The organism is Kitasatospora sp. NPDC002543, from assembly GCF_053594915.1.
Map to the genome: position 1 here is coordinate 1 of NZ_JBSFWR010000078.1, position 25,368 is coordinate 25,368.

General features: G+C 72.5%; 21 protein-coding genes. 8 read left to right on the top strand and 13 right to left on the bottom strand.

Annotated elements, in window-relative coordinates; translation table 11 throughout:
• Positions 1-394: hypothetical protein (locus ACWD4P_RS27405; RefSeq protein WP_449781433.1), on the top strand; the 394-nt coding region annotated here is incomplete at its 5' end.
• A 797-nt stretch (positions 395-1,191) separates the two neighbouring features.
• Here ACWD4P_RS27405 and ACWD4P_RS27410 read toward each other — a convergent pair.
• On the bottom strand, positions 1,192-2,454 hold the full coding sequence (locus tag ACWD4P_RS27410) for an NADH:flavin oxidoreductase/NADH oxidase family protein (RefSeq protein WP_449781434.1): 1,263 nt from the start codon (positions 2,452-2,454) through the stop codon (positions 1,192-1,194).
• A gap of 91 nt (positions 2,455-2,545) precedes the next feature.
• Between ACWD4P_RS27410 and ACWD4P_RS27415 the strand changes: the two genes are divergently transcribed.
• From ACWD4P_RS27415 to ACWD4P_RS27425, 3 genes are all read left to right on the top strand, one after another.
• Entirely contained in the window at positions 2,546-3,169 is a 624-nt protein-coding gene (locus ACWD4P_RS27415) for a TetR/AcrR family transcriptional regulator (RefSeq protein WP_449781435.1), read from the top strand.
• 129 nt (positions 3,170-3,298) lie between these two features.
• Positions 3,299-4,258 (top strand): NAD(P)H-quinone oxidoreductase, encoded by a 960-nt coding sequence (locus tag ACWD4P_RS27420; protein ID WP_449781436.1) that lies wholly within the window; start codon positions 3,299-3,301, stop codon positions 4,256-4,258.
• 13 nt (positions 4,259-4,271) lie between these two features.
• On the top strand, positions 4,272-5,351 hold the full coding sequence (locus ACWD4P_RS27425) for an NAD-dependent epimerase/dehydratase family protein (RefSeq protein ID WP_449781437.1): 1,080 nt from the start codon (positions 4,272-4,274) through the stop codon (positions 5,349-5,351).
• 84 nt (positions 5,352-5,435) lie between these two features.
• Here ACWD4P_RS27425 and ACWD4P_RS27430 read toward each other — a convergent pair whose 3' ends face one another.
• Positions 5,436-6,137, bottom strand: coding sequence for a type 1 glutamine amidotransferase domain-containing protein (locus tag ACWD4P_RS27430; RefSeq protein WP_449781438.1), 702 nt, complete (start codon positions 6,135-6,137; stop codon positions 5,436-5,438).
• Positions 6,138-6,389: 252 nt separating this feature from the next.
• Here ACWD4P_RS27430 and ACWD4P_RS27435 point away from each other — a divergent pair, with 252 nt between their 5' ends.
• Positions 6,390-7,364: an alpha/beta hydrolase gene (locus ACWD4P_RS27435; protein WP_449781439.1), complete on the top strand. Its 975-nt coding sequence runs from the start codon at positions 6,390-6,392 to the stop codon at positions 7,362-7,364.
• Between the two features lie 18 nt (positions 7,365-7,382).
• On the opposite strand, the gene ACWD4P_RS27440 is transcribed toward ACWD4P_RS27435, so the two are convergent.
• The 7 genes from ACWD4P_RS27440 to ACWD4P_RS27470 form a co-directional block, all read right to left on the bottom strand.
• Positions 7,383-8,981 (bottom strand): succinic semialdehyde dehydrogenase, encoded by a 1,599-nt coding sequence (locus tag ACWD4P_RS27440; protein WP_449781440.1) that lies wholly within the window; start codon positions 8,979-8,981, stop codon positions 7,383-7,385.
• Between the two features lie 15 nt (positions 8,982-8,996).
• Positions 8,997-9,920, bottom strand: coding sequence for an acetoacetate decarboxylase family protein (locus ACWD4P_RS27445; protein WP_449781441.1), 924 nt, complete (start codon positions 9,918-9,920; stop codon positions 8,997-8,999).
• 684 nt (positions 9,921-10,604) lie between these two features.
• Positions 10,605-12,437: a TniQ family protein gene (locus ACWD4P_RS27450; protein WP_449781462.1), complete on the bottom strand. Its 1,833-nt coding sequence runs from the start codon at positions 12,435-12,437 to the stop codon at positions 10,605-10,607.
• A 32-nt stretch (positions 12,438-12,469) separates the two neighbouring features.
• Positions 12,470-13,714: an AAA family ATPase gene (locus tag ACWD4P_RS27455; protein WP_449781442.1), complete on the bottom strand. Its 1,245-nt coding sequence runs from the start codon at positions 13,712-13,714 to the stop codon at positions 12,470-12,472.
• The gene (locus ACWD4P_RS27460; RefSeq protein ID WP_449781443.1) at positions 13,711-15,990 is read right to left on the bottom strand and encodes a transposase; all 2,280 of its coding nucleotides are present in this window, start codon (positions 15,988-15,990) and stop codon (positions 13,711-13,713) included. Before ACWD4P_RS27460 ends, ACWD4P_RS27455 begins: the two co-directional genes overlap by 4 nt.
• Positions 15,987-16,853, bottom strand: coding sequence for a TnsA-like heteromeric transposase endonuclease subunit (locus tag ACWD4P_RS27465; RefSeq protein ID WP_449781444.1), 867 nt, complete (start codon positions 16,851-16,853; stop codon positions 15,987-15,989). The genes ACWD4P_RS27460 and ACWD4P_RS27465 overlap by 4 nt, the downstream gene beginning before the upstream one ends.
• Positions 16,854-17,041: 188 nt before the next feature.
• Positions 17,042-19,441, bottom strand: a complete 2,400-nt coding sequence (locus tag ACWD4P_RS27470; protein ID WP_449781445.1) for an NB-ARC domain-containing protein — start codon at positions 19,439-19,441, stop codon at positions 17,042-17,044.
• Positions 19,442-19,711: 270 nt separating this feature from the next.
• Between ACWD4P_RS27470 and ACWD4P_RS27475 the strand changes: the two genes are divergently transcribed.
• Positions 19,712-20,392: a DUF6445 family protein gene (locus tag ACWD4P_RS27475; protein ID WP_449781446.1), complete on the top strand. Its 681-nt coding sequence runs from the start codon at positions 19,712-19,714 to the stop codon at positions 20,390-20,392.
• Between the two features lie 25 nt (positions 20,393-20,417).
• Here ACWD4P_RS27475 and ACWD4P_RS27480 read toward each other — a convergent pair whose 3' ends face one another.
• On the bottom strand, positions 20,418-21,041 hold the full coding sequence (locus tag ACWD4P_RS27480; RefSeq protein ID WP_449781447.1) for an endonuclease: 624 nt from the start codon (positions 21,039-21,041) through the stop codon (positions 20,418-20,420).
• Between the two features lie 69 nt (positions 21,042-21,110).
• Between ACWD4P_RS27480 and murQ the strand changes: the two genes are divergently transcribed.
• Complete coding sequence (gene murQ / locus ACWD4P_RS27485) at positions 21,111-22,016, top strand: N-acetylmuramic acid 6-phosphate etherase (protein ID WP_449781448.1); 906 nt, start codon at positions 21,111-21,113, stop codon at positions 22,014-22,016.
• Positions 22,017-22,053: 37 nt separating this feature from the next.
• Here the strand turns inward: murQ and ACWD4P_RS27490 are convergent, their stop codons facing one another.
• Both ACWD4P_RS27490 and ACWD4P_RS27495 read right to left on the bottom strand, forming a co-directional pair.
• Positions 22,054-22,566: an isochorismatase family protein gene (locus tag ACWD4P_RS27490; protein ID WP_449781449.1), complete on the bottom strand. Its 513-nt coding sequence runs from the start codon at positions 22,564-22,566 to the stop codon at positions 22,054-22,056.
• Between the two features lie 5 nt (positions 22,567-22,571).
• The gene (locus ACWD4P_RS27495; RefSeq protein WP_449781450.1) at positions 22,572-23,297 is read right to left on the bottom strand and encodes a TetR/AcrR family transcriptional regulator C-terminal domain-containing protein; all 726 of its coding nucleotides are present in this window, start codon (positions 23,295-23,297) and stop codon (positions 22,572-22,574) included.
• Between the two features lie 127 nt (positions 23,298-23,424).
• Between ACWD4P_RS27495 and ACWD4P_RS27500 the strand changes: the two genes are divergently transcribed.
• The gene (locus ACWD4P_RS27500) at positions 23,425-24,720 is read left to right on the top strand and encodes an MFS transporter (protein ID WP_449781451.1); all 1,296 of its coding nucleotides are present in this window, start codon (positions 23,425-23,427) and stop codon (positions 24,718-24,720) included.
• Positions 24,721-24,752: 32 nt separating this feature from the next.
• Here the strand turns inward: ACWD4P_RS27500 and ACWD4P_RS27505 are convergent, their stop codons facing one another.
• Positions 24,753-25,289 (bottom strand): hypothetical protein, encoded by a 537-nt coding sequence (locus tag ACWD4P_RS27505; protein ID WP_449781452.1) that lies wholly within the window; start codon positions 25,287-25,289, stop codon positions 24,753-24,755.
• Positions 25,290-25,368: the final 79 nt, after the last annotated feature.

The following is a 25,368-nucleotide window of genomic DNA, read 5'->3' on the forward strand; positions in this document are numbered from 1 at the left end:
CGACTTCAACGGCCCATGGGTGAGCACCGTCTCGACCACGGACCTCCGGGCCGGGACGACCCCCACCGAGTTCGGGTTCACCGCCACCTCGCCGCGGGGCACCGCGGACCTGCGCCCCGAGGTGGTCGTGTCCAGCCCCTACGGCCTGACCGAGGAGGACGTCGTCCTGGAGGCGAAGTCCGGCGACGGATGGACCCCGGTCCCACTGCACGACGACTGCGGCGCCCTGACCGCGACCGCCCCGACCGGGCTGGAAGCCAAGCACTCGGGCGACTCGGCCGAGTACGTCTTCCGGATCACCACGACCAAGCCCTCACAGCACCTTCCCAACGTCCAGGTAGGCGCCCGGACCGGCGACCACCTGGCCACCCTCCAGTACATCTCCCCCCGCTGACACCCCCGCACCGACCACCCAACGGCCCGGCCTCCCACCGCCCAAGCGCCGCCCGGGAGGCCGGGCCTCCCACCGGGTCCGGCTGCGTCGCCGCGCCGGACGGCCACGGTGTACCGACCGCTGACGGGAGCGCCGGCACGCCGACCGCCGGCAGACCACCGGTCGGCGGCCGTAGGAGCACTGGCACCGCAGGTCACATCGGTGCCCGTGCCGGGCCGATGACGATCTCCCGTTCGTCGTTGAGCCGGGCCTGCCAGTCCCTCAGCGCCGTGTGGGCGGCGGCGGTCAGCGGGTGGCTCATCCCCAGTGCTCGCCGGGTCTCCGCGTAGTGCGCCAAGTGCTCGGCGACCGCGTCGTCCAGGCTGCTCTCCTGTGCCCGCCACTCCAGGTACTCCTGCCGCAGGGCGAGCGCCCGTGGGTGGTCCTCTCCCAGAACGGCCGAGCATTCCAGGTGGAGTTGTTGCTGACGCCTTTAGTCGACACATAGCGGGGATAGTTGTCACCAAGATCTAAAAGGCCCAGGCGAGCTTGACCCGATCAACCATGCCTCTGGCGCGCGAGCCTCACCGAAGCAATATCGGGCCATCCCTGCTGTCCATCAGCAATCGGCGGATTGCCGCCAGGCGTGGCCGCGTGCTGTCCGGCCCGTCGCAGTACCAGCGCCGGGCCCCGGGCTCCTCTTGCACCTTGGCCGTTCTCCTCGGGCCGCGTTCCGAAGGGTTCGACCCGGCCGACGCACATGCATCTGCTCTCCGCCCGCCTGCCAGGGTGGACCAGGATGCCTGCACAGCCGATGATTACCGGTGTCGGCGCCCCGCGGCAGCCTTCAGCCTCATGGGCAGCCAGGCGCGGTAGCGGCGCAGGGCCTGGCGCTGCTGGCGCTGCTCCGCGAGGAGCGCGATGGCCGGGTGGATGCGGGGCCTGGGCTCGCTGCCGCGGGCGATGCGGCGCAGTTGGCGGCGGACCTGGGCCATGCTGGCGGCGGAGGCGAGGGGCTTGTCCTTCCAGGTGACTGGTCGCATCTGGCGGTCGGCTTCGCGGCCGACTGCCCAGCGGTTGGGCAGGTCCGGGGTGACGGCGAGGGCGGTGCCCATGCCGATGATTGCGACGCCGCTGGCCAGGACCTGTTCGGCGGTGGTGCGCCGGGTGATGCCGCCGGTGAGCATCAGCGGGACGGGGCTGGTGGTGACCAGGTCCTTGGCCAGTTCGAGGAAGTAGGCTTCGCGGGCCTGGGTGCGGGTGTCGGTGGCGCGGCCGGTCATGGCGGGGCTCTCGTAGCTGCCGCCGGAGAGCTCGACCAGGTCGACGTCGAGCAGGGACAGCCACTCGATCACCTGGCGGGCGTCGTCGGCGTCGAATCCGCCGCGCTGGAAGTCGGCCGAGTTGAGCTTCACGGCGACGGTGAAGGTCGGGGAGACGGCGGCGCGGACGGCGCGGACGGTGTCCAGGAGCATCCTGGCCCGGTTCTCCAGGGATCCGCCCCAGGCGTCGGTGCGCTTGTTGACCAGGGGCGACAGGAACTGCGACAGCAGGTAGCCGTGTGCGGCGTGGACCTCGACCCCGTCGAAGCCGGCCTGTTCGGCGCGCGCGGCCGTGAGGGCGAAGCGCTTGACGGTGGCGTCGATCTGCTGGGCGGTCATGGTGGTGGGGCGGCCGAAGCGGCCGCTGTGCTTGCCCAGGTCGACGCCGAGGTCGGACGGTCCCCAGACGACGCCGGGCATGTCGGAGGCGACCTGGCGGCCGGGGTGGTTGATCTGCATCCAGATCGCACCGCCGGCGGACTTGCCGGCCTTTGCCCACTCGATGAACGGTTCCAGGGGTGCGGCCTCGTCCAGGACGACGCCGGCGGGGCCGGTCAGCGCTTCGGCGTGGACCATGACGTTGCCGGTGATCAGCAGTCCGGTGCCGCCGCTCGCCCAGCGCTGGTAGAGCCCGATCAGCTGCTGGTCCGGGAGCTGGCCGGTGCCGGCCATGTTCTCCTCCATGGCCGCCTTGGCGATCCGGTTGGGCAGCACCGCCCCGGAGCCCAGGGGCAGCGGCGTGAACAGTTCGCTGGCCATCTGATTCTTCCTCTTCCATCGACTAGGATGTGTACAGCGTTTACATTAAGGCAAAGAATGTAGGCACCGCAAACATCAGAGAGGGTGACCCATGACACAGGCGAATGCCTCGTACCATCACGGCGACCTGCGCGCAGCGTGCCTGCGCGCCGCCCGGGAGCTCCTGGAGGAGGACGGCAGCGCTGGCCTGTCCCTGCGGGCCGTGGCGCGACGGGCGGGGGTGTCGGCGACCGCCCCCTACCGCCACTACGCGGACCGCGACGCGCTCGTCTCCGCGGTCGCGGCTCAGGGCTACGCCGAGCTCGCCGACCACCTGGCGGCGGCGCACCCCTCACCCCGCACGCCCGAGGACCTCGCCGAGGTCGCCGTCGCCTACGTCCGCTTCGCCCTGGAGCGTCCGGCGCTGTTCCGGGTGATGTTCGCCGAGCCCTGCGACCCCACGAACGACGAGCGGGTCGCGGCGACCGCCGCCATATGGGAGTACGTCCGCGGCATCGTCCACGGCGTCTTCCCCGATTCCGGCCCCGAGGCCCTGTCCACCGCCGTATGGGCCGTCGTCCACGGCCTGGCCTTCCTGCACCTGGACGGCAAGCTCGACGCCTCCACCCCCGAGACGGTGTCCGCCCAGGTTCACGCCGCCGTCCGGGCACTGCTCGCCGCGACCCCGGCACAACCCCGGCCGGAGGCCGGGGTGGCGGATCAGGTCGGCGCCTGACAGCGCGGGACGGACCGCTCCGGCCCGTCCCGCGAACCGCGGCCGCCCCCAGAATGTTGACACTGCACACTTTGCACCCTAATGTATGCAGTGAATACATTGGCTTGCCCATGCGAACGGACTTGCGCCATGAAGGCAATCACGATCAAGGAACCCGGCGGCCCTGAGGTCCTGGAGTGGACCGAGGTCGAGGACCCGACCCCTGCGGCGGGCGAGGTGGTCATCGACGTGGCCGCCACCGCACTCAACCGGGCCGACATCATGCAGCGCTGGGGCCTGTACCCCCTCGCGCCCGGCACCTCCCCCTACCCCGGCCTGGAGGCGTCCGGCCGCATCAGCGCCATCGGCGAGGGCGTCACCGGCTGGAAGATCGGCGACGAGGTCTGCGCCCTGCTGACCGGTGGCGGCTATGCCCAGAAGGTCGCCGTTCCCGAGGGCCAGCTCCTGCCCGTCCCCAAAGGCCTCGGCCTCATCGAGGCGGCCGCCCTGCCCGAGGCCGTCGCCACCGTCTGGTCCAACCTCGTCATGACCGCCCGCCTCGAGCACGGCGAGACCCTCCTCGTCCACGGCGGCGCCGGCGGCATCGGCACCGCCGCCATCCAGATCGCCAAGGCCCTCGGAGCCCGAGTGGTCACCACCGTCGGCGGCCCCGAGAAGGCCGCCCGCGCCCGGGAGCTGGGCGCCGACCTCACCATCGACTACCGCACCGAGGACTTCGCCAACCACGGCCCCTACGACGTCATCCTCGACGTCATCGGCGGCGAGTACCTCCAGCGCAACGTCCACTCCCTGGCCCCCGACGGGCGCCTGGTCGTCATCGGCCTGCAGAACGGCCTCGAAGCCCCGCTCAACCTCGCCGAGCTGGTCTTCAAGCGCGCCTCCGTCCACGGCACCACCCTGCGCACCCGCCCAGCCGCCGACAAGGCCGCGATCATCGCCGAGGTACGCGAACGGGTCTGGCCGATGATCGAGGACGGGACTGTCAAGCTCGTCGTCGACCGCACCCTCCCGCTCGCCGACGCCACCGAAGCGCACCGCCTCATGGAAGCGGGCGGACACATCGGCAAGATCATCCTCGTCAACGACTGAGCGAAGGAACCCCATGGACACCCGAATCGATCTCGGTGACCTGCCCGTCGACACGAGTGCGCCGGCCCTGGTCACCGGAGCCACCGGCTACGTCGCCGGCTGGATCGTGAAGGGCCTGCTCGACGCCGGGGCCACGGTCCACGCCGCGGTCCGCGACCCCGGCAACGCCGACAAGGTCAGACACCTTCTCGCCGCCGCCGACGCCTCACCCGGGACGCTCCGCCTGTTCGCCTCCGACCTGCTGCAGGATGGCTCGTACCGGGAGGCCATGCAGGACTGTCGGATCGTGATCCACACGGCCTCGCCGTTCGCCCGGACGGTCCGCGATCCTCAGCGCGACCTCGTGGACCCGGCCGTGCACGGCACCCGCAACGTCCTGAACGCGGCGACGGAGGTCGCGAGCGTCGAGCGGGTGGTGCTCACCAGCTCGATCGCCGCGATGGTCGGCGACGCCCAGGAGGTCCGGCGCCTGCCCGGCCGGATCGTCACCGAGGAGGCCTGGAACACGACCTCGTCGCTGACCCACGAGCCCTACAGCTACTCCAAGACCCTCGCCGAGCAGGAAGCGTGGCGGATCGCCCGGGCCCAAGACCGCTGGCGCCTGGTCACCGTCAATCCCGGCCTGGTGATCGGCCCCTCGCTCAACCCCGACCCCACCAGCGAGAGCTTCGCCATCGCACGGCAGCTAGCCAGCGGCGAGGCCCGCTTCGGCGCGCCCCGCATCGCACTGGCCGTCGTGGACGTCCGCGAGGTCGCGTACGCGCACCTGGCGGCGGCCTTCCTACCCGAGGCCGAAGGTCGCCACCTCGTCGTGGCGGAGACCACCGACATCGTCGACCTCGGCCGCAGGCTGCTTCCCGCCTACGGAGCCGCCTTGGGGCTACCGCGCCGAGCGGTTCCCAAGCCCCTCGCGGTCGCCCTCGCGCCGGTGATCAAACTCCCCCGCGAGTACCTGCGCCGCAACATCGGCTTCGACCTGCGCAGCGACACCGCCAAGAGCCGTCGTGTGCTGGGCGTGCGCTACCGGCCCGCGCAGGAGTCCATGGAGGAGATGCTCGGCCAGCTCGTCGCGCCCGGAGCGCCGAAGCGCTGAATCGGAGCCGGAGCAGGGTGGCGGACCGCGGGCCGCCACCCTGCTCCGTTTGCCCAGACCCGACGGGCCCGGCCCGCGTCCGGGTCAGCCGGCCAGGTCGGCCACCATGCGCGTGGCGAGCCGTTTGGCCGAGCCGGGGTTCTGGCCGGTGTAGAGGGTGCGGTCGACCTCGATGTGGGGCAGGAGCGGGAGAGTTCCCTTGACGTAATGGGCGCCGCTCTCGCGCAGCCGGTCCTCCAGGTACCAGGAGGCCTTGCGTCCGAAGCTGTTCAGCTTCTCCTCGACGTTGGACAGCGCGGTGATCCGGTATCCGGCGAAGGGCCAGGAGCCGTCAGGGTTGCCGGCCGCGAGCAGCGCGGCCGGGCCGTGGCACAACAGACCCAGCGGCCTGCCGGAGGCGAGTTGCCTGGTGAGGAGCGCTCCCGACACCTCGTCGTGGGAGAGGTCCTCCATCGGGCCGTGACCCCCGGGGTAGAAGACCAGGTCGAAGTCGTCGGCATCCACCTCGCTGAGGGAGACCGGGGCGTCCAGTACGTCCTGGATCGTGGCGAGGTAGTCGGCGACCTCGCGCAGGGTGCCCGGAAGGCCGGCGGTGCGGCCCATGCTGATCTTGTCCAGGGTGGGCCGCTTCCCGCCGGGGGTCGCGATGGTGATCTCCCAACCTGCCTCGGTGAAGATCTTGTGCGGCATCGCCAGCTCCTCGCCCCAGTAGCCCGTGGGGTGCTTGGTGCCGTCCTTCAGCGTCCAGTGGTCAGCAGCCGTCACGACGAAGAGGACTCGGGTCATGTTCTCGCCTTTCTGGGTGATGACGGGGCCGTTCATCCGACCGGCTGCCGTCGTGTTCCGTTCGCCTCGATCTTCGGCGCCATCGTGGGCGCCTGCCCGGTGAGAGCCGCGGTCCGCGGCCGGGGCTACAGGTTGCGCGTCGCGCGCGGGACCCGACGATAGGAGGAGGGGAGGTTCGGCCGGGGGTTCGTCAGACGCGGCCGGTGAGGCCGCGCAAGCAGGGCACACGTGTGCCCGCGACATGGAGAGAACATGACTGAGCTTCCTCCGCCGCTTACCCCTTTCCTGGAGCCCGCCGCAAAGGAGTTGTGCGAGGCGACCGATCCGCACCCGCGGCTCTACGAACTGCCGCCCGAGCAGGGCCGCGAGATCCTGCTCGGCCTGCAGACCGACCCGGGCGTGCCCCGGCCCGAGGTCGACGAGGAGTGGGTCGAGGTGGACACCGGCGAGTGGGGCACCGTCCGCACCCGTATCATCCGCCCCAAGGGCGTCACCGGGCCGCTTCCCGTGGTGTTCTACATCCACGGCGCAGGCTGGGTCTTCGGCGACGACAAGACCCACGACCGGATCTTCCGCGAGCTCACGGTCGGCGCGGGTGCCGCGGGCGTCTTCCCCGTCTACCACCGGGCGCCGGAGGCGAAGTACCCGACCCAGGTCGAGCAGAACTACGCCGTGGGCCAGTGGGTGCTCAAGCACGGCGAGGAACACGGCCTGGACACCTCCCGGGTGGCGGTGACCGGGGAGTCGGTCGGTGGCTGCATGTCGACGGTCTTCGCCCTGATGAACAAGGAGCGCGGCGGCATCGACCTCAAGGCTCAGGTCCTGCTCTACCCGGTGACCGACGCGAACTTCGACACCCCGTCCTACCTGCAGTTCGCCGAGGGCTACTTCCTCACCCGCGACGGCATGAAGTGGTTCTGGGACGCCTACACCACCGACCCCGCCCAGCGCGCCGAGCCGCACGCCTCGCCCCTGCAGGCCACCCTCGACCAGCTCAAGGGCCTGCCGACGACCCTCGTCATCACCGACGAGGCCGACGTCCTGCGCGACGAGGGCGAGCAGTATGCGAACAAGCTCCGCGAGGCCGGCGTCGACGTCACGTCCGTCCGCGTCGCGGCCATGGTCCACGACTTCCTGCTCCTGGACAGCCTCCGCGACACCCGCGCCGCCAACGTCGCCCGCAAACTCGCCATCGACGCCCTCAGGACGGCGCTCCACGGCGACTGAGGGGCCCGCGCCCGCTGTTCAGCGGACGCCGAACGCCTTCATGATCTTGAGTGTGCCGGTCAGCAGCGCGGCCCAGGTCTCGGGGCTGATGCGCTGCGGCGGGTAGAAGCCCTGGATGCGCTGGTGGGCGACGGTCTGTGCCTCGGTGTACTTGAGGATGCCCTCGGCACCGTGACGGCGGCCGAGTCCGGAGTCGCCCATGCCACCCATCGGCGCGTCGATGCTTCCCCAGGCGGCGGCGAAGGCCTCGTTGACGTTGACGGTGCCGGCGTGCACGCGGGCAGCGACAGCCCGGCCGCGCGCCCCGTTGCGGGACCAGACGCTGGCGTTGAGGCCGTACGGCGTGGCGTTGGCCCGCGCGATCGCCTCCTCGACGTGGCGGAAGGAGTAGATCGAAACGACCGGCCCGAAGGTCTCGTGGTCGTACACCGTCATCTCGGGGGTGACGTCGGTGAGGACGGTCGGCTCGTAGAACAGCGGGCCGAGGTCCGGGCGGGCCCTGCCGCCAGCGAGGACGGTGGCGCCCTTGGCGACGGCGTCGTCGACGTGTTCGGTGACGGTCCTGAGCTGGGACGGGGTGGTGAGGGAGCCGACGTCGACGCTGTAGTCGTACGCGGCGCCGATCCTGAGCCTCTTCGTGCGCTCGACGAACGCGGCGACGAACTTCTCGCGGACGGACTCGGCGACGTAGAGGCGCTCGACGGAGACGCACAGCTGGCCGGCGGAGGGGAAGCAGGCGTTCACGGCGCCGGCGGCGGCCTTGTCGATGTCGGCGTCGTCCAGGACGATCATCGGGTTCTTGCCGCCGAGTTCGAGGGAGGCCCCGATCAGGCGCCGGCCCGCGTCGCTCGCGATCTGGCGGCCGCTGGCGGTGGAACCGGTGAACATCATGTAGTCGGCGCCTGCCATCAGGGCGCCGCCGATGGAACTGCCCCGGCCGACCACGATCTGCCACACGTCGGCTGGCAGCCCCGCCTCGTACATGAGGTCGAGCGACCAGAGGGCGGTGAGCGCGGTCTGGGTGTCGGGCTTCTGGACGACGGCGTTGCCCGCCATGAGCGCGGCGATGGCGTCGCTGGCGGCCATGCTCAGGGGGTAGTTCCACGGTGAGATCACCGTGACGACGCCCTTGGGGTGGCGCAGTTCGGTGGTGTGGGTCAGCAGCGGGATCGCGCCGCGGCGGCGCTTGGGGCTCAGGTACTTGGCGGCGTTGCGCGCGTAGTAGCGGGAGACGATCCCGATGTCGACGACTTCGAGGAACGCGTCGCGGCGGGTCTTGCCGTTCTCGGCCTGCATGAGGTCGAGCGCCTCCTCCTGGCGGGCCAGGACGAGGTCGTGGAAGCGCAGCATGATCCTCTTGCGCTCCGCGATCGGCGTGGCCGCCCAGGTGGCCTGGGCGGCGCGGGCGCGGGCGAACGCGGCCTCGACGTCTTCAGGGGTGGAGATGGGGAAGTCGCCCAGGGGGTGGCCGGAGTACGGGGCGCTGGTGGTGACGCGCGCGGCGTTCGGTGCGGCAAAGACCCGTGCGGTCAGCCGCTTGAGCAGCGCCGGGGTGATGGAGGCGGGCAGGCCCTGGGCGCGGGCGGCCGTGGGGCTGGCGGTTTGTGCGGTGGCCATGGCGGGGGTTCCTTGCTACTTGTTCCGGCGCTGGACCGAGGTGGGGACCGGCATGTGGAGGGCGAGCTGGCCTTCGGTCATCACGTCGAACTGGATGGTCCGCATCGGCTTGAGCGAGCGCAGGTCGTCGGACATCCGGCCCTCGCCGAGCTGGAGGCGGACGTCACGCGGCAGGCGCGTCGTGCCGGCGTTCAGCACGTTGGTCTGGCTCAGGGTGGAGTGCCATGCGCCGTTGATCGTCGTGTACGAGGTGAGCGAGCTGACGCGGTCGCCGCTCAGGTGGGCGGTCTGCTTCGGCGTGGTCGCCTGGAGCGACAGGTCGAGGCCGGCGGCATCGTTGGTGACCCGGGCGGTGGTCCGGCGCTCGTCGATGTCGACGTCGAGGCCGGTGACCCACTTGGGGAAGCCGTAGCCGTCGTGGCCGCGGACCTGGGCGATCTCCGTGCTGACCGGCAGGGACAGCACGTAGGAGTCGAGGTGTTCGTTCTTGAGGCCGGCGACGAGGTCGAAGAACCCGAGCCTGCCGTGGCGGGCGGGCTTCACGGCGATGCCGACGGCGGCCTCGGTGTAGAAGTCGATGTCGCACACGTCGTAGCGGAAGAACATGACCGAGATCAGCCCGAGGCCCGGGGCGATCTCCAGCGGCGCGAGCTCTCCGGGAAGGCGGCTGCGAATCGCGCTGGAGGGCGCCAGCATGGTGATCCGGGCGGTCGAGACGCTGTAGTAGAAGTTCGGGGTCAGCGTGGGGCCGATCGGGGAATCGACCTTGACCTTGGGCAGCTGCCGGAAGAAATCCACCCCGCTGACGCGGGGGTCGCGGGCGATCTCGTCGAGGTCGGGGTTCATCCGGTACCGGTCGTACAAACCCCCCTTGGGGACGGTGACCGTACGGCCGCCCAGGTCGACCTTGACGGCGGTGTCCTTCTGCGCCGAAGACATGGCACGGCTCCTCACTAGTCATGTAAGCGGTGTACACATGACTATAGGCCGCGATGTAAGCACCGTCAACAATGGGGCGTGCGGGGATTCCGTGAACGGATACGACCACTGGGGTCGGCCTGCCCACCGTGCGGTCGCCGGCCGCTCTCGGCAGGGCAGGAACGCGGCGGCGGGTCGCATGCGGAACGGATTGGCGCGGCCGGACCTGGGTGCTGGGACTGCCCGCCTGCGGTCAGGTAGACGACCGTGTTCCACTGCGAGCGCGCCAGGCCGAACGCGTCCGCGTCACCGATCATGTGGCGCACCAGCGCGGTCGCCGGCGCAACGGCCGCTTTCATCGCGCCGGCCTGCGCCGCGACGTACTCGATCGTCGCATTCACCTAGGTCGCGGCCCTGGACGCGTCACCTTCGCGCATAGCGCCTCCACCGCCGCTGCCCGCACAGGTGACGCGTCCAGGGCCGTGGGTGGGGTGAGGCGGGTGGCAGCGGCGAACACCGTGGCCGTGGTAGGTGTCAGGCCCAGGAGGTGGTCGGTGCTCAGGCGGCCGTTCCGGATCGGGCCGAGGCCGGCCAGTTCGGCGGTGCGGGCCGGGGTTCGGCGGATCCTGTAGGAGAGCCGTAGCAGGAAGCCGGCCATCGATTCCTCGGGCAGCGGGCCCAGGCTGCGGGCAAGCGGACGGCCCGTCACCTGGTCCGTCCTGTGGCGAATTCGGCCGCGGTCCGGGAGTCGCACTGGGCGGCGAGCTCGTCGGTATAGGGGGCCAGGCGTGCCAGGAGGCGGGCTTTGTCGCCCCTGCGCACCCCCAGGAGGTGGACCGTCTCGCGCACCAGATCGGCCCCACCGTCCAGCTGCGGCCCCGTGCCGTCGGCGCGGATCAGCGGGCTGAACAGGTATTCGCCCTCGGTCACGCGGGCCCAGACCAGGACCGAGGCCGGTAGCCGCATCGCGTGGGCGGTGGGCAGGCCAGTGGTTAGGGCGGCCCAGTGCTCCTGGGGGATGGCCCACGTGCCAAGGGCTGCGCGGCGCCGGGCGTAGTCGATCCGCTGGTCGTGCCGGTCGAGTTCGCCAGCGATCGTCTCCACGCCGGCCAGGAACTGTCCCCAGTGCGTGTTCGGGGTTCGTGCCCGCAGCTGTTTGAGGCCGGAGGCGGCGTGTCCGGGCGGGATGGCGAGCAGGAGTGCGCCGTCGGCCGGGGTGCCGCCCAGGGTCATCTCGGCGAGTTTCAGCGCCGCGGCCCGGCGAACGAGACGGCTGTTGTTGCGGCTGGTGGCCGTGAGGTGTGCGGTGAAGCCAGCGAGGTGGCGCTCGTACCAGTGGATGGGCAGGAGCTGGGGGATGTGCGCGGGAGTGAACCGGCAAGGGCGGGACGCCACCCGCAGGACGCCGGAGGTGCCGGCGCCGGCGAGGGCGTGGAAGCCGAACTTCTGGCGGGACAGCGCGCGGGCCAGTGGTGCGGACAGCTGGCGGCGGATGACCCCCGCGTAGCGGAGCCGGTCGGTGTCGAATGCCGTGCGGGCGAGGGTCTGCATCGCCTCGCGCAGGGTGGCCGCGTCCCGCTCGGCCAGGAGGTGCTCGCTCATCGCGAGCAGGGCCGCCGTCGCGGCGGCCGGTGCAGGGGGGCCGATGACCTCACGGCCATTGTGCCCGTGGGGGAGGTCGGCGGTGCGTCGGCGTACGTCCTGGATGTGCGTGTCGAGTGTGTCCGACACCGCGGTGGGCAGCGGTGCGAGGTCGGCGGCGCTGGGCCAGGTGATCTTGATGAGTTGGCTGACGGCCACTAGGTCCGGGAAGAACAGCGAACCGGTGCCCGTGTCCGCGGCGAGATGGTGGTCGAGGCGTTCCTGGAGCCGAAGGACGGTGGTCAGCTGGGCCGGGTCGAGGGGTCGCCGGCCGAGGTCGGACGTGGTGAGGTCAGCGCCGCACAACGGACGGGGCCTGCGCGAAGGCGCGTCCAGTGCGAGGTTGCGGCACTGGGCGGGGTGCAGGCCGGCGCCCTGCAAGTGGAGGATGGCGCTGGCCCGCCCGTCGAAGGAGAGGTTGGCGGGCCGCCGGCAGTGCGGGCACAGGTGTTCCAGCAGCTGGCGGTGGCGGGTACAGGCGAAGACGACGGGAAGGTGCCAGCGATGGCGCCAGGCGCCGCCGTGCTCGTGCTCGATGGGGCTGCCGTCTCCGGCCAGGCAGTCGGGGCAGAACCGGCTGGCGGTGGTGAACGCCCATACGTTGAAGCCCACTCGCCCGTCGGTGCGGGTGCCGGCCTGGGCCATCGGCGGGTAGGCGGCGGCGTACTGGCGCAGGCCCAGGGCGGCGACTTCGCTCAAGCTCAGGCGGGTGGCGGCGGCGAACGCCGCCGCTCGCTCGGGCCCGAGGTCGACCAGCAGGTGCGCGGGCAGACGGACCATGCGCCCCAGCCGGTAGGGGGCGAGGCCAGTCAGCACGCCGATGCGCCCGGGTGGTCGGCGAAGGCGATGGGCCAGCCGCAGTACGTAGCCAGCCAGGGACTCCTGCGGCAGGGGCACGAGGCTACGGGCGAGCGGGGCGGGGGCGGGGGTCAACTCACCGCTCCGCTGGGGCCAGCGTCGTCGAAGACCGTGTTGCGCCCTCGCGCCACCTTCTTCCTGGCCGGGGCGGGGATGTGAGGCTGCTCGCCGGAGGCGGCGTCCAGGTCGGGCAGGTCGGTGGGGGTGACTGTGAAGGCGTCGAGCAGGTCGATCGTCAGCCGCTCGCTGCCATCGCGGATCGCGCGGCGGCAGCCGGTCTGGATGAGCTTCTCCAGCAGTCCCACCACCCCGCCGGTGCGGCGGAACAGGTACTCGGGCATGCCACCGGTGGTGAGCATACCCTCGGTGTCAGTCAGCAGCCGCAGATGTTGTTCGAGCCCTGCCAGGTGCGCGGTCCACGCGGCGATCCGCGCGGGAGTGTCGTAGCCGAACGCGTCGAGGTCGATCAGGTCGAAGCGCCGTTCGTGCTGGGTGGCGGCCTGGTCGTTGGGGCTCCTGCCGCGGTCCGGGACCGGCTTGAAGATCCACTGTCCGGTCCCGGCGTCCCGGCGCCCGTCGCGCAACAGCCCGGAGTTCGGGATGCCGACGCCCACCAGGATCAGGGTGACGGGCATGCTCATCATCTCCCGGATCAGGTCCAGGACGTCCTGGTCCGCCTCCCGGTGCAGCTTCAACCTCGTGATGTCGTCGATCACCAACGCCTTGGAGCCATGCGCGAAAATCGCGTCCTTCACGGTGCGGACCAAGTCCTCCAGACGCATGCCCTTGTGGTCCTCACCGAAGAAGTCGAGGATCCGCTGGCAGGTGGAGATCGGCGTCGCCCGGACCGGACAGCGCACGTACACCACCGGGGCGTGCAGGTCCCGCGTGCCCTCGATCGCCTCCGGGTTGACCTGCCCGTGCAGCTGGAGCCACTCGTCCTCGAACGCGGCGAGCGCCTCACACACCGTCTCCGTCTTGCCCTGGGCGCCGCCGCCGTTGACCATCACGCCGGCGCGGGTGCCCCACTTGTGGCTGAACGCGCCGTCCTCGATGCGGGTCTTGACCAGGTCGGCGACGGCCTCGCTCATCGGGGTGGCCTGCACCGGCAGACTGCTGTGGGTGGCCAGGCGGTGCAGGTCGTGGATCCGGGCCTGCCTGAGGCTCAGCCGCGCGTACTGCGCCGCGGTCAGCCGCGGCGCAGGCACGAACGCGTCCCGGCTCGCCCGCCACCGCTCCCAGCCCTGCCAGTGCGTGCGGTCCAGCGGCGGCCCGGGCAGGAACACCGGCGACGCCCCTTCCTCGCTCCCGCTCAACGGTTCTCCTCCGTCACCGTGTCGTCCTCGTCGGGCAGGGAGAGCAGGCTCACTGCCCGCAGCCGCTCCCCCAGCCTGGGCGGCGGCACCGGCCGGGCAGGCACCGCCTGCTCCCTCCTGCGCCGGCGCTCGGCGTCCACCGCGCTCTGGCCGGTCTCGGCCCGCTCCCGCCAGGCGAGCCGCGTCACCGTCGCGCCGCCCGCTCCGGCGGCCTCGTCGGCGGCGGGCGGCGCCGCCTGCGGTGCCGGTACCGGGCGGTCGGCCGCGGCGGCGGCCACCTGGGCGACCTCCCGCGCGTGTTCCACCTTCTGGCCCCGGCTCAGCCGGGCCGGCCACTGCTCCACCGGCACGGTGGCGCCGATGAGTTCCAGCAGCACCGGCAGCAGCTCGGCATCCGACTTCGGCGCCATGCCGCGGCGGCGGACCTCCCGCAGCACCTCCCGCACCCGGGCGTCCCCGAACGCCGGCACCCGGCCGTCCTCGGGCAGGCCGGTCCAGGGCAGGGTGTGCCAGTCGTGGGTGCGCGGGTCCTGGAAGAACACGAAGCACGGGTCGCGCGGATCGCGGTGGAAGACGTACCGGTTGCGGGCCACCCCGCCCCGTCCGGAGGCGGCGAAGCGGTAGTCGTCCAGCGCGTCGCCGTCGTACCAGAGGTTCTTGATCTTCACGCCGCGCTTGCCGTGGATCATCACGCGATGGGTCGGCAGAAGCTGGTAGTACAGCTCGGCGGGCGGGATCTGCAGCGCGAAGCCGCCTTGCGCCATGGAAGCGGCGAACAGGCTGTTCGGACTGTGGCCCCCGGCCGGGTCCCAGCTCGGGGCATATGCGCCGAATCGGCGGTTCTGCCACACTTTGACGACCCAGGTGGCGATCAGGTGTTCCATCTCGGCGACCGTCAGCACCGCGTCGCCCTCCGGGTCCACGCCCCGGTCGGCCACATCCACGCCCTGGTAGCCGGGCAGGATACGGAACAGCAGCGACTGGATCGCACCGAAGGCCCGCTCCACTGCCTGCTTGTCGGTCGGGCGAAGGACCCGGCTCGGGCGTATGTTCGCCCCGATCACGCGCTGCACCTCGGTGACGTGGTGGTTCTTGTAGACGGAGCCGTGGTCGGTGGTGACGGTCTCCGGGGCGAAGAACGGCAGACCGGCGACCCCGTGCCCGGCGAACTCGGCGACCAGCGTGGCCGGCACCCCCGGGTAGGCCCACTCCATGTCCTCGCCCCAGTCCGGGCGCATCGGCAACGGCATCATCACGTCCCGCAGCACCATCGCCACGTCGACCGCGGAGTCGGAGACCAGCGTGAGGCGGAACGCCACGATCGAGTGGGTGTAGACGTCCAGGGCCAGGGTCAGGTGAACGGACACCGCCTCGCCGAACACGTCCTCGCGGACCTTCACCGGCAGGATCGTGGTGTCCAGCGCGACGACCTGCCCGGGCCGGTGCACCACGACGTGCCGCCCGGTCGTGTTCTCCTGCACCCGGGCCGCCGAGCGGCTGTAGCGCTGGCGTGCGCCCGTGGAGCCGAACCACTCCCGCCACACCACCCGCAGCGTCTCGTAGCTCGGCACCGGCTCCTGGGCCCCGTAGGTCTCCCGGACGTACTGGTGGATCAGGCGCTCGCGGTCCTTGGCCGTCAGCTTCGAGCGGTGCAGCGTCTCCGCGCGGACCGCGAAGAGCGCCTCGCGCACCGCGGGAGAAATACGACGCCCCGTCGCCTCCCGCAGCCACCGGTCGTCCGCCACACCCACCGCGCCGAACCGGATCCGGCCGCGGTCCCAGCGGATCAGCGTGCGGTAGCTCACCCGGTCCAGCGCGAGCGCCCTGGCCCCGGCCGGATCCGCCGTGGCGGCCTGCCGCAGCTCAAGCGCCTTGTGCTGCCGGCGCTGGGTCAGCGTGGTGGTGTCCGGGTCGTATCCGGGGCGCGGCTCATCCACCGCCGGCCGCAGCGGGTCGCCGCTGCGGTAGCCGGTCTCCACTTCCAGCAGGTGTTCCATCCGCAGCGCGACCAGCGCCCGCCGCTGCGGCGGCAGGTCCGCGAGGGCTTTCGGCTGCCGGCCGCGGCTGGCAGCCGGCAGGTCGGCCCTGGTGCGAGTGGAGGGTCGGCAGCGCGGATGGTGCATCAACTCCCGCAGCGAGGTGTTCCAGGGCTCGGCGCCCTCCCGAAGCAGCGTCACCCGCCCCAGCTGCGGCTGGACCACATCCACGGTCCACTCGCGGCCGTTCACGATCAGCTCGATGCCGGGTGCGAGATCCCAGCAGGCCGCCGGCGTCAAGCTGCCGCCCCCGTCCCGGCGTCACGAGGAGCGAGACGGACCGGGCTCGTGTCGGTGAGCGGCGCCGACACGTCGATGCCCAGACGCCGGTGCCACATCAGGTGCACAGCGTGGGCGCGGGCAACGGCCGGCACGCTGCACCGCCCGACCAGGTCGCCGAAGTTCAGCGGCCCGGCTGCGACGGCGCCGAGCAGCTCGCCCTGCAGCCCGAGCGGGTCACTCAGCTGACGCCGCCCGGCGGACAGGGCGTCCGCCAGCTCCGGTACGTTCTCCCGCCAGCCAGATACCACGCTGTAACGCCACCCGGCGGCAAGCGCCGTCTCGGCCGCCGCCGCGAACTTCAGCGCGTCCTCGGGACGGATCCGATCGCTCGGCCGCACGTCCACCAGCCACGGCCCTGTCCCGGTCAGCAGCAGGAAGTCCGGAGTGTGCTCCTTCGAACCGGCCGCCGAATCGAACCGCAGCCGAAACGGCTGGGACAGCGCCTCCGTCAGGTCCGCGGCGAAGTCCGCCACCAGGAGCAGGCTCTCCTCCTCGAAGCTCTCGAACCCGTGGTGGCGGCCGGAGGACACCAGGTACTCCAGGCCCGGCCGGTGCCACTGCCCGGTCCGCCAGGTGAACCGCCGGACCGGCCGGCTCCGGACGATCTCCGCTTCAGCCTCGGCCAAGTCACGGACCGCGTACACCACTGGCGTCCGCCCGAAGCGCCACGTCGTCGTCCACCGGCGCGTCCACCCCGGCTCCAGAGCAAGGTCGCCGGCACACCCGCGAAAGCCCGTGTCCAGGTGGGCAAGGTCGTCCAGCCCTTGCTCATCCGACCACCGGACAGTCGACGCTGCTGCCTGCCCGCCACGTAACGCCATGACCGCCCACTCCTTCGCCGCCCCACGATCAACGAGCAACCTACGACGAAGATCCAGCTCTAGGTGCATGTTCCCGACAATCAGGCGGCACCGGCGCAGAGGCTGTCAGCACCGCCCTGTACGAATATGCCAACTAGATTCTGTCGATCATGCGTTTAGGTGCCGCTCGGGACTGGCAAAACAGCAGCTCATGGGACCGACGGAGTGCCATCTACCGGCAGTGGTCGCAGGAGTTCCCGGAACGCCGCGGCGGCTCCGTGGTGGTCACCGCCCGCGCCGGCGGCGTGCGCGCTGCGCCGGCGGGCCTCGAAGGCGTGCGGATGCCGTGCTCCGAGCGCGGTGGTCAGCTCGGTCGCGAGTACGTCCAGGAGCCGCGCCCCCTGAGCCTCTTCGCCCGAACTCACCAGCCAGTTCGCGTGGTCGAGTCGGGCACGGACGGTGTCCGGGTGGTCGTCCCCGAGGACTCGCCGCATCTCGGGCAGCAGGTCCTCGAGGTCGGTGATCGCCCAGGCGACCTCTCCGACGGTTCCCATCCAGTGCGCGTGGTCCAGGCGGATCGCCAGTGTGCGCGGATGGTGCTCTCCCGCGCTGCGGCGGCTGGCGTCCAGTAACGAGCGCAGCAGGTACACGGCGGACAGGGGGTCACCCGCCTTGCCCAGCCAGTGGGCCGCACGCGCGGAGACGGCGAGGGTCTGCGGCGCGTCCTCCCCGAGTGCGGAGGCGCTGTGGGCGGCCAGTTCGCGCAGCGCCCTCGCGGCCGCGTCCGGCCGTCCCGACTCGCCCTTCCAGTGCGCCAGGTTCGCCAGCGACGCGATGGTGTCGTGTCCGCGGGGGCTGGTGTGGGAGAGGCGGTTCGCCACGATGTCGTAGACCTCGGTGGCCGTCGCGAAGTCGCCGGCCTTGCCGAACTGCTCCGCGAGGGCCGCCTGCGCGGACAGCGTGGAGGGGTGGTCCGGTCCGTGGACGCGCAGCATGTCCCTGAGAACGTCTTCCAGGCCCCGGATCGCCGCGAGGTCGTCACCCACGGTGCCGAGGCAGCGGGAGTGTTCCAGACGGATGGTCAGCAGCGTGGGGTGCTGGAAGCCGACGTGGGCGCCCGCTTCCATGGCCAGCTGCTCGAAGTACCGTACGGCGGCCGCGCTCTGGCCGCTGTCGGCGAGGCTGACGCCCGCGCGCAGCAGCGTGGTGGCCGCCCTGCCGGTGGGGTCCGCCCACAGGTGCCGTCCCGCCTTGCGGTGGAGCGCGGCCGTGCAGGCGCGCAGGGCCTGGGCCAGCGCCTGGCTGGTCTCGACGGGGGGCCACGCCTCCTGGATCGCGAACGCGGTGGTGCGCGCGAACAGGGCCAGGCCCGGACCGAGCGTGTCCTGGGCCGCGTGCTGGACGAGGGCGTGGACGCGCAGCATCCCGAACGGCCGGTCGTCGCCGGCCGGAAGGTGATCGGCGAGGCTGAGCCGGTGGAGGATCCCGAGGACGGCCCTCACGCGCTGGGCGCTGATGTCCGGGGCGGGGACGGGAGGGGGCTCGGGGTCCCTGCGGAACCGTAGGAGGCGCCGTCTGGGAGCCGGTGCGGGCTCCTCCGCGGTTTCCGCCCGGCGGGCTTGTCGCGCGATGAAGGCGCGGGCCGAGGGGCTGGTGAGGATCCTCACGGGTATGCCGTGGGGGTCGAGCCAGGACGCCAGCTGGAGTACGGACGTGGCCTGCCCGAGCGAGTAGTGGTCCGCGCGTTCCAGGCTCAGGGCGAGGACGGCCGCGAGCGTCGCCGTCTGGTCGTCGGGCAGGGAGTTCGGCGCGAGTTCGGTGAGCGGCAACCTGGAGCGGACCATCTCGCGGTAGTGACCGCTCGTCATGCCGGACTCGGCCGAGTCGATGATGAACGACGCGGCCTGGGCGAGGGCCAGCGGCAGTCGGCCGAGTTCCTCCCCGAGCGCCGCCAGGTCGTCGTCGCCCTCGCCCGGGCACCACCGGTCGAGGCGGCGGCGGAGGTAGGCCAGCGCTTCGGCCGGGGTGAAGAGTCCGACCTCGACCTGGGTCCTGCCGTCGGCGAACCAGAGCGGATCGCGTCGACGGGTCGTTACGACGACCTGCCCCGAGGCCCGTCTCGGCGGCCACAGCCGGGCCAGGTCGCCGGCGTCCTGGACGTCGTCGAGGACGACCAGCCACCGCTTCGACGTGGTGCTCAGCCAGGCCAGGAACAGCTCCGGGGCCGTGTCGAAGGCGGCCGGGTCGCCGTCGGCCACCTGCGCGGCCGCCTGGGTGTAGGCCTGCCGCACCGCCTGGCGGCTGCTCGCGGTGACCCACAGCAGCAGGTCCAGCGAGCCGTCGTCGAGCAGGGTGTGCGCGTGGTGGGCGGCCAGCTGGGTCTTGCCCACCCCGCCCATGCCCGCGAGGACCTGGCACAGGACCACGGGCTCGCCGGTGCCCGCCGCGTCCGCGACCGTCCGTGTCAGGCCCCGGTTCTGGAACGCGTCCGCGATGGCGGGCATGACGCCGACCTGGAGGGGCCAGGACCGTTCCGCCGTCGTCAGCGTGACCTGGCCGCCCTGCAGCACGGTGCCGGTGAACGTGCCACCGTTGATCACGTTGGTCACCGGACCGTCGATGCCCGCCACAAGCCCTCCCGAAGCTCTCCAGGGACCGACCATCATGCCGGGTCCCAGGGGCTCACCGCGCCGCTCCGCGGAGGGCGCCGGGAGCGGTCGACGGGGCGGCGGAGCCGGGTGGTCCGGGCGTTCTCGAGGCTGCCGCCGGAGCCGGTGTCCGAGGCGGCGCCGGTGATCCGCGCAGGCCGGAGCACCCTTGACGAAAGGTTGACCTGCTCACGGCAGAAGATTGACGATCACCGCCTCTATGGTCGGCCCATGCCCTCACAGCCCATCAGGCCCACCACCCTGCCGGTCCTGCCCTACCGCAAACCCACTCGGGGCCGGGACTACTGGGTCCTGGACGACGTGCTGCCCGACCCGGACGCCGTCCGGGAGCGTTGCCTGGCCCGCGGGGACTGGACCGAGGGCTACCCGTACCGCCCCGAGACGTGGCCCGGACTGCGCACCATGCCCGGGCTGGAGCCCTCGGAACTGGCCCGGGTCGAGGCGCTGGTCCGCCAGGCCACCGGCGCCTCCCGGCTCTGGGTGCAGAGCACCCCCGGCGGCGGGACGCTCAACCACAACTGCGTCCAGGTCGTCGGCGCCGGGGAGTCCGAGTCCCGTCCGCACACCGACTCCCGCGCGCTCTGCCGCTACGCCGCCGTCCTCTACCTCAGCCCCGGCGCTCCGAAGGACACCGGCACCGGCTTCTACCGCCAGCAGTTCCCCGGCGGCCGCCTCGGCGGCAACCTGGTCAACGCCCCGCACAACAACCTGGTCGAGGCTCTTGGCACCCGCCACGTGCCGGCCGACCACTTCACCGAGGACGTCCGCGTCCCCAACCGCTACAACCAGCTGCTCCTCTACCACGCCAACCTGATCCACAGCGCCACCGGCTACCACGGCACCGACCTGGCCGAGCGGCGGATGACCGCGGTCTTCTTCTGGATGGCCTGATCCCTCGTCCCGCACCGGCCGTACGTCACCCGGCCCCGACGTGCGCCAGACTCGCCCTGGTCAGCGCGGCCGCCAACCGGGCCAGGTCCACCGGCCGGACCAGCCCCGCCAGCCCGTCCGGTTCACCCGGCAGCCCGAGCGTCCGGGCCTCCTCCAGCACCCGCTCGTCGAAGTACGGCCGCAGGGAGGGCCAGACCGCCTGCGCCTCGCGACGGAAGATCCCTGCGCCGACCGGCCCGATCCGGGGGAACTCCCGGAGCAGTCCGCCGATCCGCTCCGACTCGCCCCCGGCCTCCTCCCGCAGCCGCCGCAGGTCGCCGTGCCAGCGGTCGAGCAGCAACTCGGCGTCCTGCCCGAGTGCGGTGGCGGTGCTCTCGTCGTAGCGCACGTAGTGGGCCCGGCCCAGGGCGGCGATGAGCGTCCCCCGGCGGGCGTCGGCCATCGCGCGCGGGGTCCGCAGCCCGGCGGCCGACAGCTCCCGGGCGGCCGCCGTGGCGGTGCCGGCGCCGATCCGCGCCGAGCAGAGCACGGTCAGGACCAGCAGCCGGTAGAGCGGCGAGGGCGTGTCCCGCAGCGTGATCCCGGCCTCCTCCGCGTAGGTGCGGCCGAACCGTTCCAGCAGTTCGGCGACGGTCGGTTCCACGGCCACCACCTCCTTCCCTCCGTCCCTCCACGCTTGCCCGGATTCGGGCGCCTCGCACCCGGGGAGGCTCGCCGCATGAGCCGTGACGCCGTGCCCGCGACCGAGACCATCCGCCCGGACTGGGCGGCGATCGACCAGTTGTCCACGATCGAGCTGCTGCGGCTGATGAACGCCGAGGACCGCACGGTGCCCGTCGCCGTCGCCGGGGAGCTGGAGCGGATCGCCGCCGTGGTCGACGCCGTGGCCGCCCGGATGGCGCGTGGCGGTCGGCTGGTCTACGCCGGTGCGGGGACGGCCGGGCGGCTCGGCGTGCTGGACGCGGTGGAGTGCCCGCCGACCTTCGGCACCGATCCCGCGCTGGTCGTCGGCCTGATCGCGGGCGGGCCCCCGGCCGTCACGGCGGCCGCCGAGGGCGCCGAGGACCGGACCGACCTCGCCGAGGCCGACCTGGCCGCCCTCGGCCTCACCTCCGCCGACACCCTCGTGGGCGTCTCCGCCTCCGGCCGTACGCCCTACCCGCTGGCCGCCGTCCGCGCCGCGCGGGCGGCCGGGGCGCTGACCGTCGGGCTGGCGTGCAACCGGGGCTCGGCGCTCGCCGCCGCGGCCGAGCTGGGCATCGAGGTGGAGGTCGGCCCCGAGGTGCTGGCCGGCTCGACCCGGCTCAAGGCCGGTACGGCCCAGAAGCTGGTGCTCAACCTGCTGTCCACGGCCGTGATGGTCCGACTCGGCCGGACGTACGGAAATCTGATGGTCGACCTCCGCGCCACCAACGACAAGCTGCGCGACCGCGCCCGACGGATCGTCGCCGAGGCGACCGGCGCCGACGGAGCAGCGGTCGACCACGCCCTGGCCGCGACCGGCGGCCGGGCCAAGGACGCGATCCTGTCCCTGCTCGCGGACGTGGACGCCCCCACCGCCGCCCGGCTGCTCACGGCCTCGGACGGACGGCTGCGCGAAGCCCTCCGCCTCGCCCGGCCGTAGGGAATGCGCCGCGGGCCCGTCAGCAGGACCCCCCGGCTCACCCCAGCCGCACGTCCGCCGCCGCGACGACCTCGCCCAGGCGCGGGAAGTCCAGGTCCACCGACGCCCGGTGCTCCTCCGCCGTGAGCGCGGTCATCGCGTCCTCGACGAACACCAGTCGGTACCCGTGGTCGGCGGCGGCCCGGGCGCTCGACTCCACGCCGAGGTTGGTGGCGATCCCGGCGAACACCAGGGTCTCCACGCCCCGCGCCCGCAGCAGTTCGTCCAGGCCGGTGCCCCGGAAGGCGCCGATGGTGCGCTTCACCACGACCTCGTCGGCCACCGCCTCGACCTCCGCGAGGAGCCCGCTCCCGGGCGGCTGCTCGGCGACGTTCGGCCGCTCGACCCGGACCGCCACCACGGGCGCGCCCGCCGCCCGGAACTCCCGGGCCAGCGACAGCGAGGCCTCCACCACCTCCGAACCCGTGTGCGGCGCGAGCGGGTTGGCGACGATCCGGTCCATCAGGTCGATCAAGACCAGGGCCGTTCCGCGGGGTTCGAGAGTGGTCATGGGCGTCACGCTAGCCCATCGGCGGGGCGGCCTCCTGAAGTCCGGTCCGAGGCCGGAGCGCCCTCCGCCGACTCCCTCCCGCCCGTGCCCGTGCCCGAGCCCTCGCCCGCCTCCCGCTCGATCTCCGTGCGGAACCCCTCGATCAGCACCCGCAGCCCGTACTCGAAGTCGGCGTCGTGGTCGGTCATCCGCAGCACGTCCACCGCCTCGCGCAGCAGCGGCAGTTCGCTCAGCGCCTCGTCCGGGAACGGCGGCCGCTCGCGGTCGGCGGCGTCCTGCCGCCAGGCCTGCTCCTCGGTGACCCAGCCCATGATGTACCGATCGACGGTCAGCAGCAGCCGCAGCGCCGTGCGCGGGCGCAGCCCGGCCCCGCTCAGGGCACTCAACTGGGCTTCGACCGCCGGGAGTTCGTCCTCGGTGGGCAGGGTGCCGGCGTGCACCCGGGCTCCGTCGCGGTAGGCGAGCAGGGCGTTCCGCTTGGCGCGGGCGTCGGCGGCGATCCACTCGGGCCAGTGCGCCGGGTCCGGCTCGCGGTCGGGCGGGAGGGCCTCGGCCAGCATCGCCTCGGCCATCAGGTCGAGCAGTTCCCGCTTGTTCTTGAAGTGCCAGTACAACGCCGGTGACTGGACGCCGAGTTCACGGGCGAGCCGGCGGGTGGTCAGCCCTTCGATGCCCTCCTCGTCGAGCAGACGCAGGGCCGTGCGCACCACCTCGTCGCGCTGCAGTGCCATCCGATCGGCCTCCTGGGTCATCCGCTTGCGAAGCCACCTTATCGCCGATAAGTTCCCGAGCTGGAATTTATCAGCGATAAGGGCGGCCGTCGCGACGCCGACGCCCCCGAAGGGATCCCACCCCCTCATGACCTCCGAATCGAACACACCATCGGGACCACCCCGCCGCTGGTCCCGGCTCCTGCCCAACACCGCCCCCTGGCGGTCCTCCCGGGACTTCCGGCTGACCTGGACCTCCGGCACGGTCACCCTGCTCGGCTCGATCTTCACCATGACCGCGATCCCGCTCCAGATCGCCGGCCTCACCGGCTCCCCGCTCGCCGTGGGCGCGGTCGGCGCGGTCGAACTCGTGCCCACCGTGCTGTTCGGCCTCTACGGCGGCGTCCTCGCCGACCGTGCCGACCGCCGCACCGTCGCCCTGGTCACCGAGGTCGCCCTGGCCGCGCTCAGCGGCCTCCTGGCGGTCAACGCGCTGCTCGGCACCCCCGCCCTCTGGCCGCTCTACGTCGCCGCCGGGCTGGCGGCGGCGCTCCAGGGCATCCAGCAGCCCTCGGTCGAGGCGATGATCCCCCGACTGGTGCCCCGGGAGCAGCTGGTGGCGGCGGGTGCGCTGCTCTCGCTGCGCTGGAGCATCGGCGGCGTGGCCGCCCCGGCGGCGGCCGGCCTGCTGATCGCGACCGCCGGCGTTCCGGCCGCCTACCTGGTCGACCTCGGCACCTTCCTGCTCTCGATCGCCCTCCTGGCCCGGGTCCGCCCGGTCCCCTCGGAGCGGGACGCCGAGGGCCCGCGGCTCACCGAGTTCCTCGACGGCGCCCGGTACGCGGCCCGGCGGCCGGACCTGGTCGGGACCTACCTGGCCGACCTCGCGGCCACCGTCTTCGCCCTGCCCACCGCGCTCTTCCCGTTCCTGGCCGCGGACCTGGACGCTGTCTGGGCGCTCGGCCTGCTCTACTCGGCCGGTGCGGTCGGCAGCCTGGTCGCCGCCGCGACCGGCGGATGGACGGAGCGGGTGCATCGGCACGGCCGGCTGGTCCTGCTCTCAGCCGCCCTGGTCGGCGCGGCGACGGCGGCCGCCGCGTTCGCCCCGGGCCTGTGGGCCGTCCTGTTCTGCCTGACCGTCGCGGGCGGCGCCCACTGGATCGGCGACACCTTCCGCAGCGCCATCTGGAACCAGTCCATTCCGGATGAACTCCGCGGCCGCGCAGCCGGGTTGGAGCTGCTGATCGGCTCCGCCGGGCCCGCCCTGGGCGACCTGCGGGCGGGCGGGCTCGCCGCCCGGCAGGGCATCAGGGCCGCCCTGCGCACCGGCGGCCTGCTCTGCCTCGGCAGCTCGGCCGCACTCTCCGCCGCGCTCCCCGCGCTGTGGCGCTACGACCAGCGGGCGCACCGCGCCGAGCCGGCCCCGGCGGAGCCCACCCCGTGACGCGCCCCGGGCGTCGGCCCCGGGACCGCCGCTCAGTCCGGGACGAGCGCCGTCGCGTGCCGGTCGATCAGCTCGCACAGCTCCCGGACGTCCGCGATCCCGCGCTTGGGCAGCAGGGTCAGGACCCGCGTCTCCTCGTCACCGCCCATCAGCAGGAACAGCCCGGGCGTCTCCAGGAAGTACCGCTGCTCCGCCCAGGCGAGCTGGGTCACCGACTCCTCGCTGCTCACGACCACCCCCTGCCCGTCCAGCAGGACCCGGAACTCGCCCTTGTCCGCGACCATCCGCGTGACCCGTCGCACCCGCCGCCGAGGCATGGTGAACATCAGCAGCGCCAACGCCGCGAGCAGCACGGCCGGCAGCAGCGCCACCCCGCCGACGAGTGCGAGCAGCCCCGCCGACACCGTCGCGCCGGAGGCCACCGCATACATGTTGCGCCTCCCCCGTCGCCCCTCCGCCGTGTGCCGGGTCCACGCCGCACGGGCCTCCCGGAAGTCGGCGGCCGTCGGGGTGTAGCGGACCTCCACCGACCCCACCGCCTGCCCACCCGCGCCCTCTCCCGCGCCCATGCCCGCACCCTCCGACTCCCGTACGCACGTCTTCTGACGCCTACCCGGCCGGATCGTAGCAAAGGCCGTACGTACCCGA

Bases quoted from the DNA above. Each gene is read 5' to 3' on its own strand.
- ACWD4P_RS27410 (WP_449781434.1), bottom strand. From the start codon at position 2,454: ATGGCCAGCGAACTGTTCACGCCGCTGCCCCTGGGCTCCGGGGCGGTG.
- ACWD4P_RS27415 (WP_449781435.1), top strand. From the start codon at position 2,546: ATGACACAGGCGAATGCCTCGTACCATCACGGCGACCTGCGCGCAGCG.
- ACWD4P_RS27420 (WP_449781436.1), top strand. From the start codon at position 3,299: ATGAAGGCAATCACGATCAAGGAACCCGGCGGCCCTGAGGTCCTGGAG.
- ACWD4P_RS27425 (WP_449781437.1), top strand. From the start codon at position 4,272: ATGGACACCCGAATCGATCTCGGTGACCTGCCCGTCGACACGAGTGCG.
- ACWD4P_RS27430 (WP_449781438.1), bottom strand. From the start codon at position 6,137: ATGACCCGAGTCCTCTTCGTCGTGACGGCTGCTGACCACTGGACGCTG.
- ACWD4P_RS27435 (WP_449781439.1), top strand. From the start codon at position 6,390: ATGACTGAGCTTCCTCCGCCGCTTACCCCTTTCCTGGAGCCCGCCGCA.
- ACWD4P_RS27440 (WP_449781440.1), bottom strand. From the start codon at position 8,981: ATGGCCACCGCACAAACCGCCAGCCCCACGGCCGCCCGCGCCCAGGGC.
- ACWD4P_RS27445 (WP_449781441.1), bottom strand. From the start codon at position 9,920: ATGTCTTCGGCGCAGAAGGACACCGCCGTCAAGGTCGACCTGGGCGGC.
- ACWD4P_RS27465 (WP_449781444.1), bottom strand. From the start codon at position 16,853: ATGGCGTTACGTGGCGGGCAGGCAGCAGCGTCGACTGTCCGGTGGTCG.
- ACWD4P_RS27475 (WP_449781446.1), top strand. From the start codon at position 19,712: ATGCCCTCACAGCCCATCAGGCCCACCACCCTGCCGGTCCTGCCCTAC.
- murQ (WP_449781448.1), top strand. From the start codon at position 21,111: ATGAGCCGTGACGCCGTGCCCGCGACCGAGACCATCCGCCCGGACTGG.
- ACWD4P_RS27490 (WP_449781449.1), bottom strand. From the start codon at position 22,566: ATGACCACTCTCGAACCCCGCGGAACGGCCCTGGTCTTGATCGACCTG.
- ACWD4P_RS27495 (WP_449781450.1), bottom strand. From the start codon at position 23,297: ATGGCACTGCAGCGCGACGAGGTGGTGCGCACGGCCCTGCGTCTGCTC.
- ACWD4P_RS27500 (WP_449781451.1), top strand. From the start codon at position 23,425: ATGACCTCCGAATCGAACACACCATCGGGACCACCCCGCCGCTGGTCC.
- ACWD4P_RS27505 (WP_449781452.1), bottom strand. From the start codon at position 25,289: ATGGGCGCGGGAGAGGGCGCGGGTGGGCAGGCGGTGGGGTCGGTGGAG.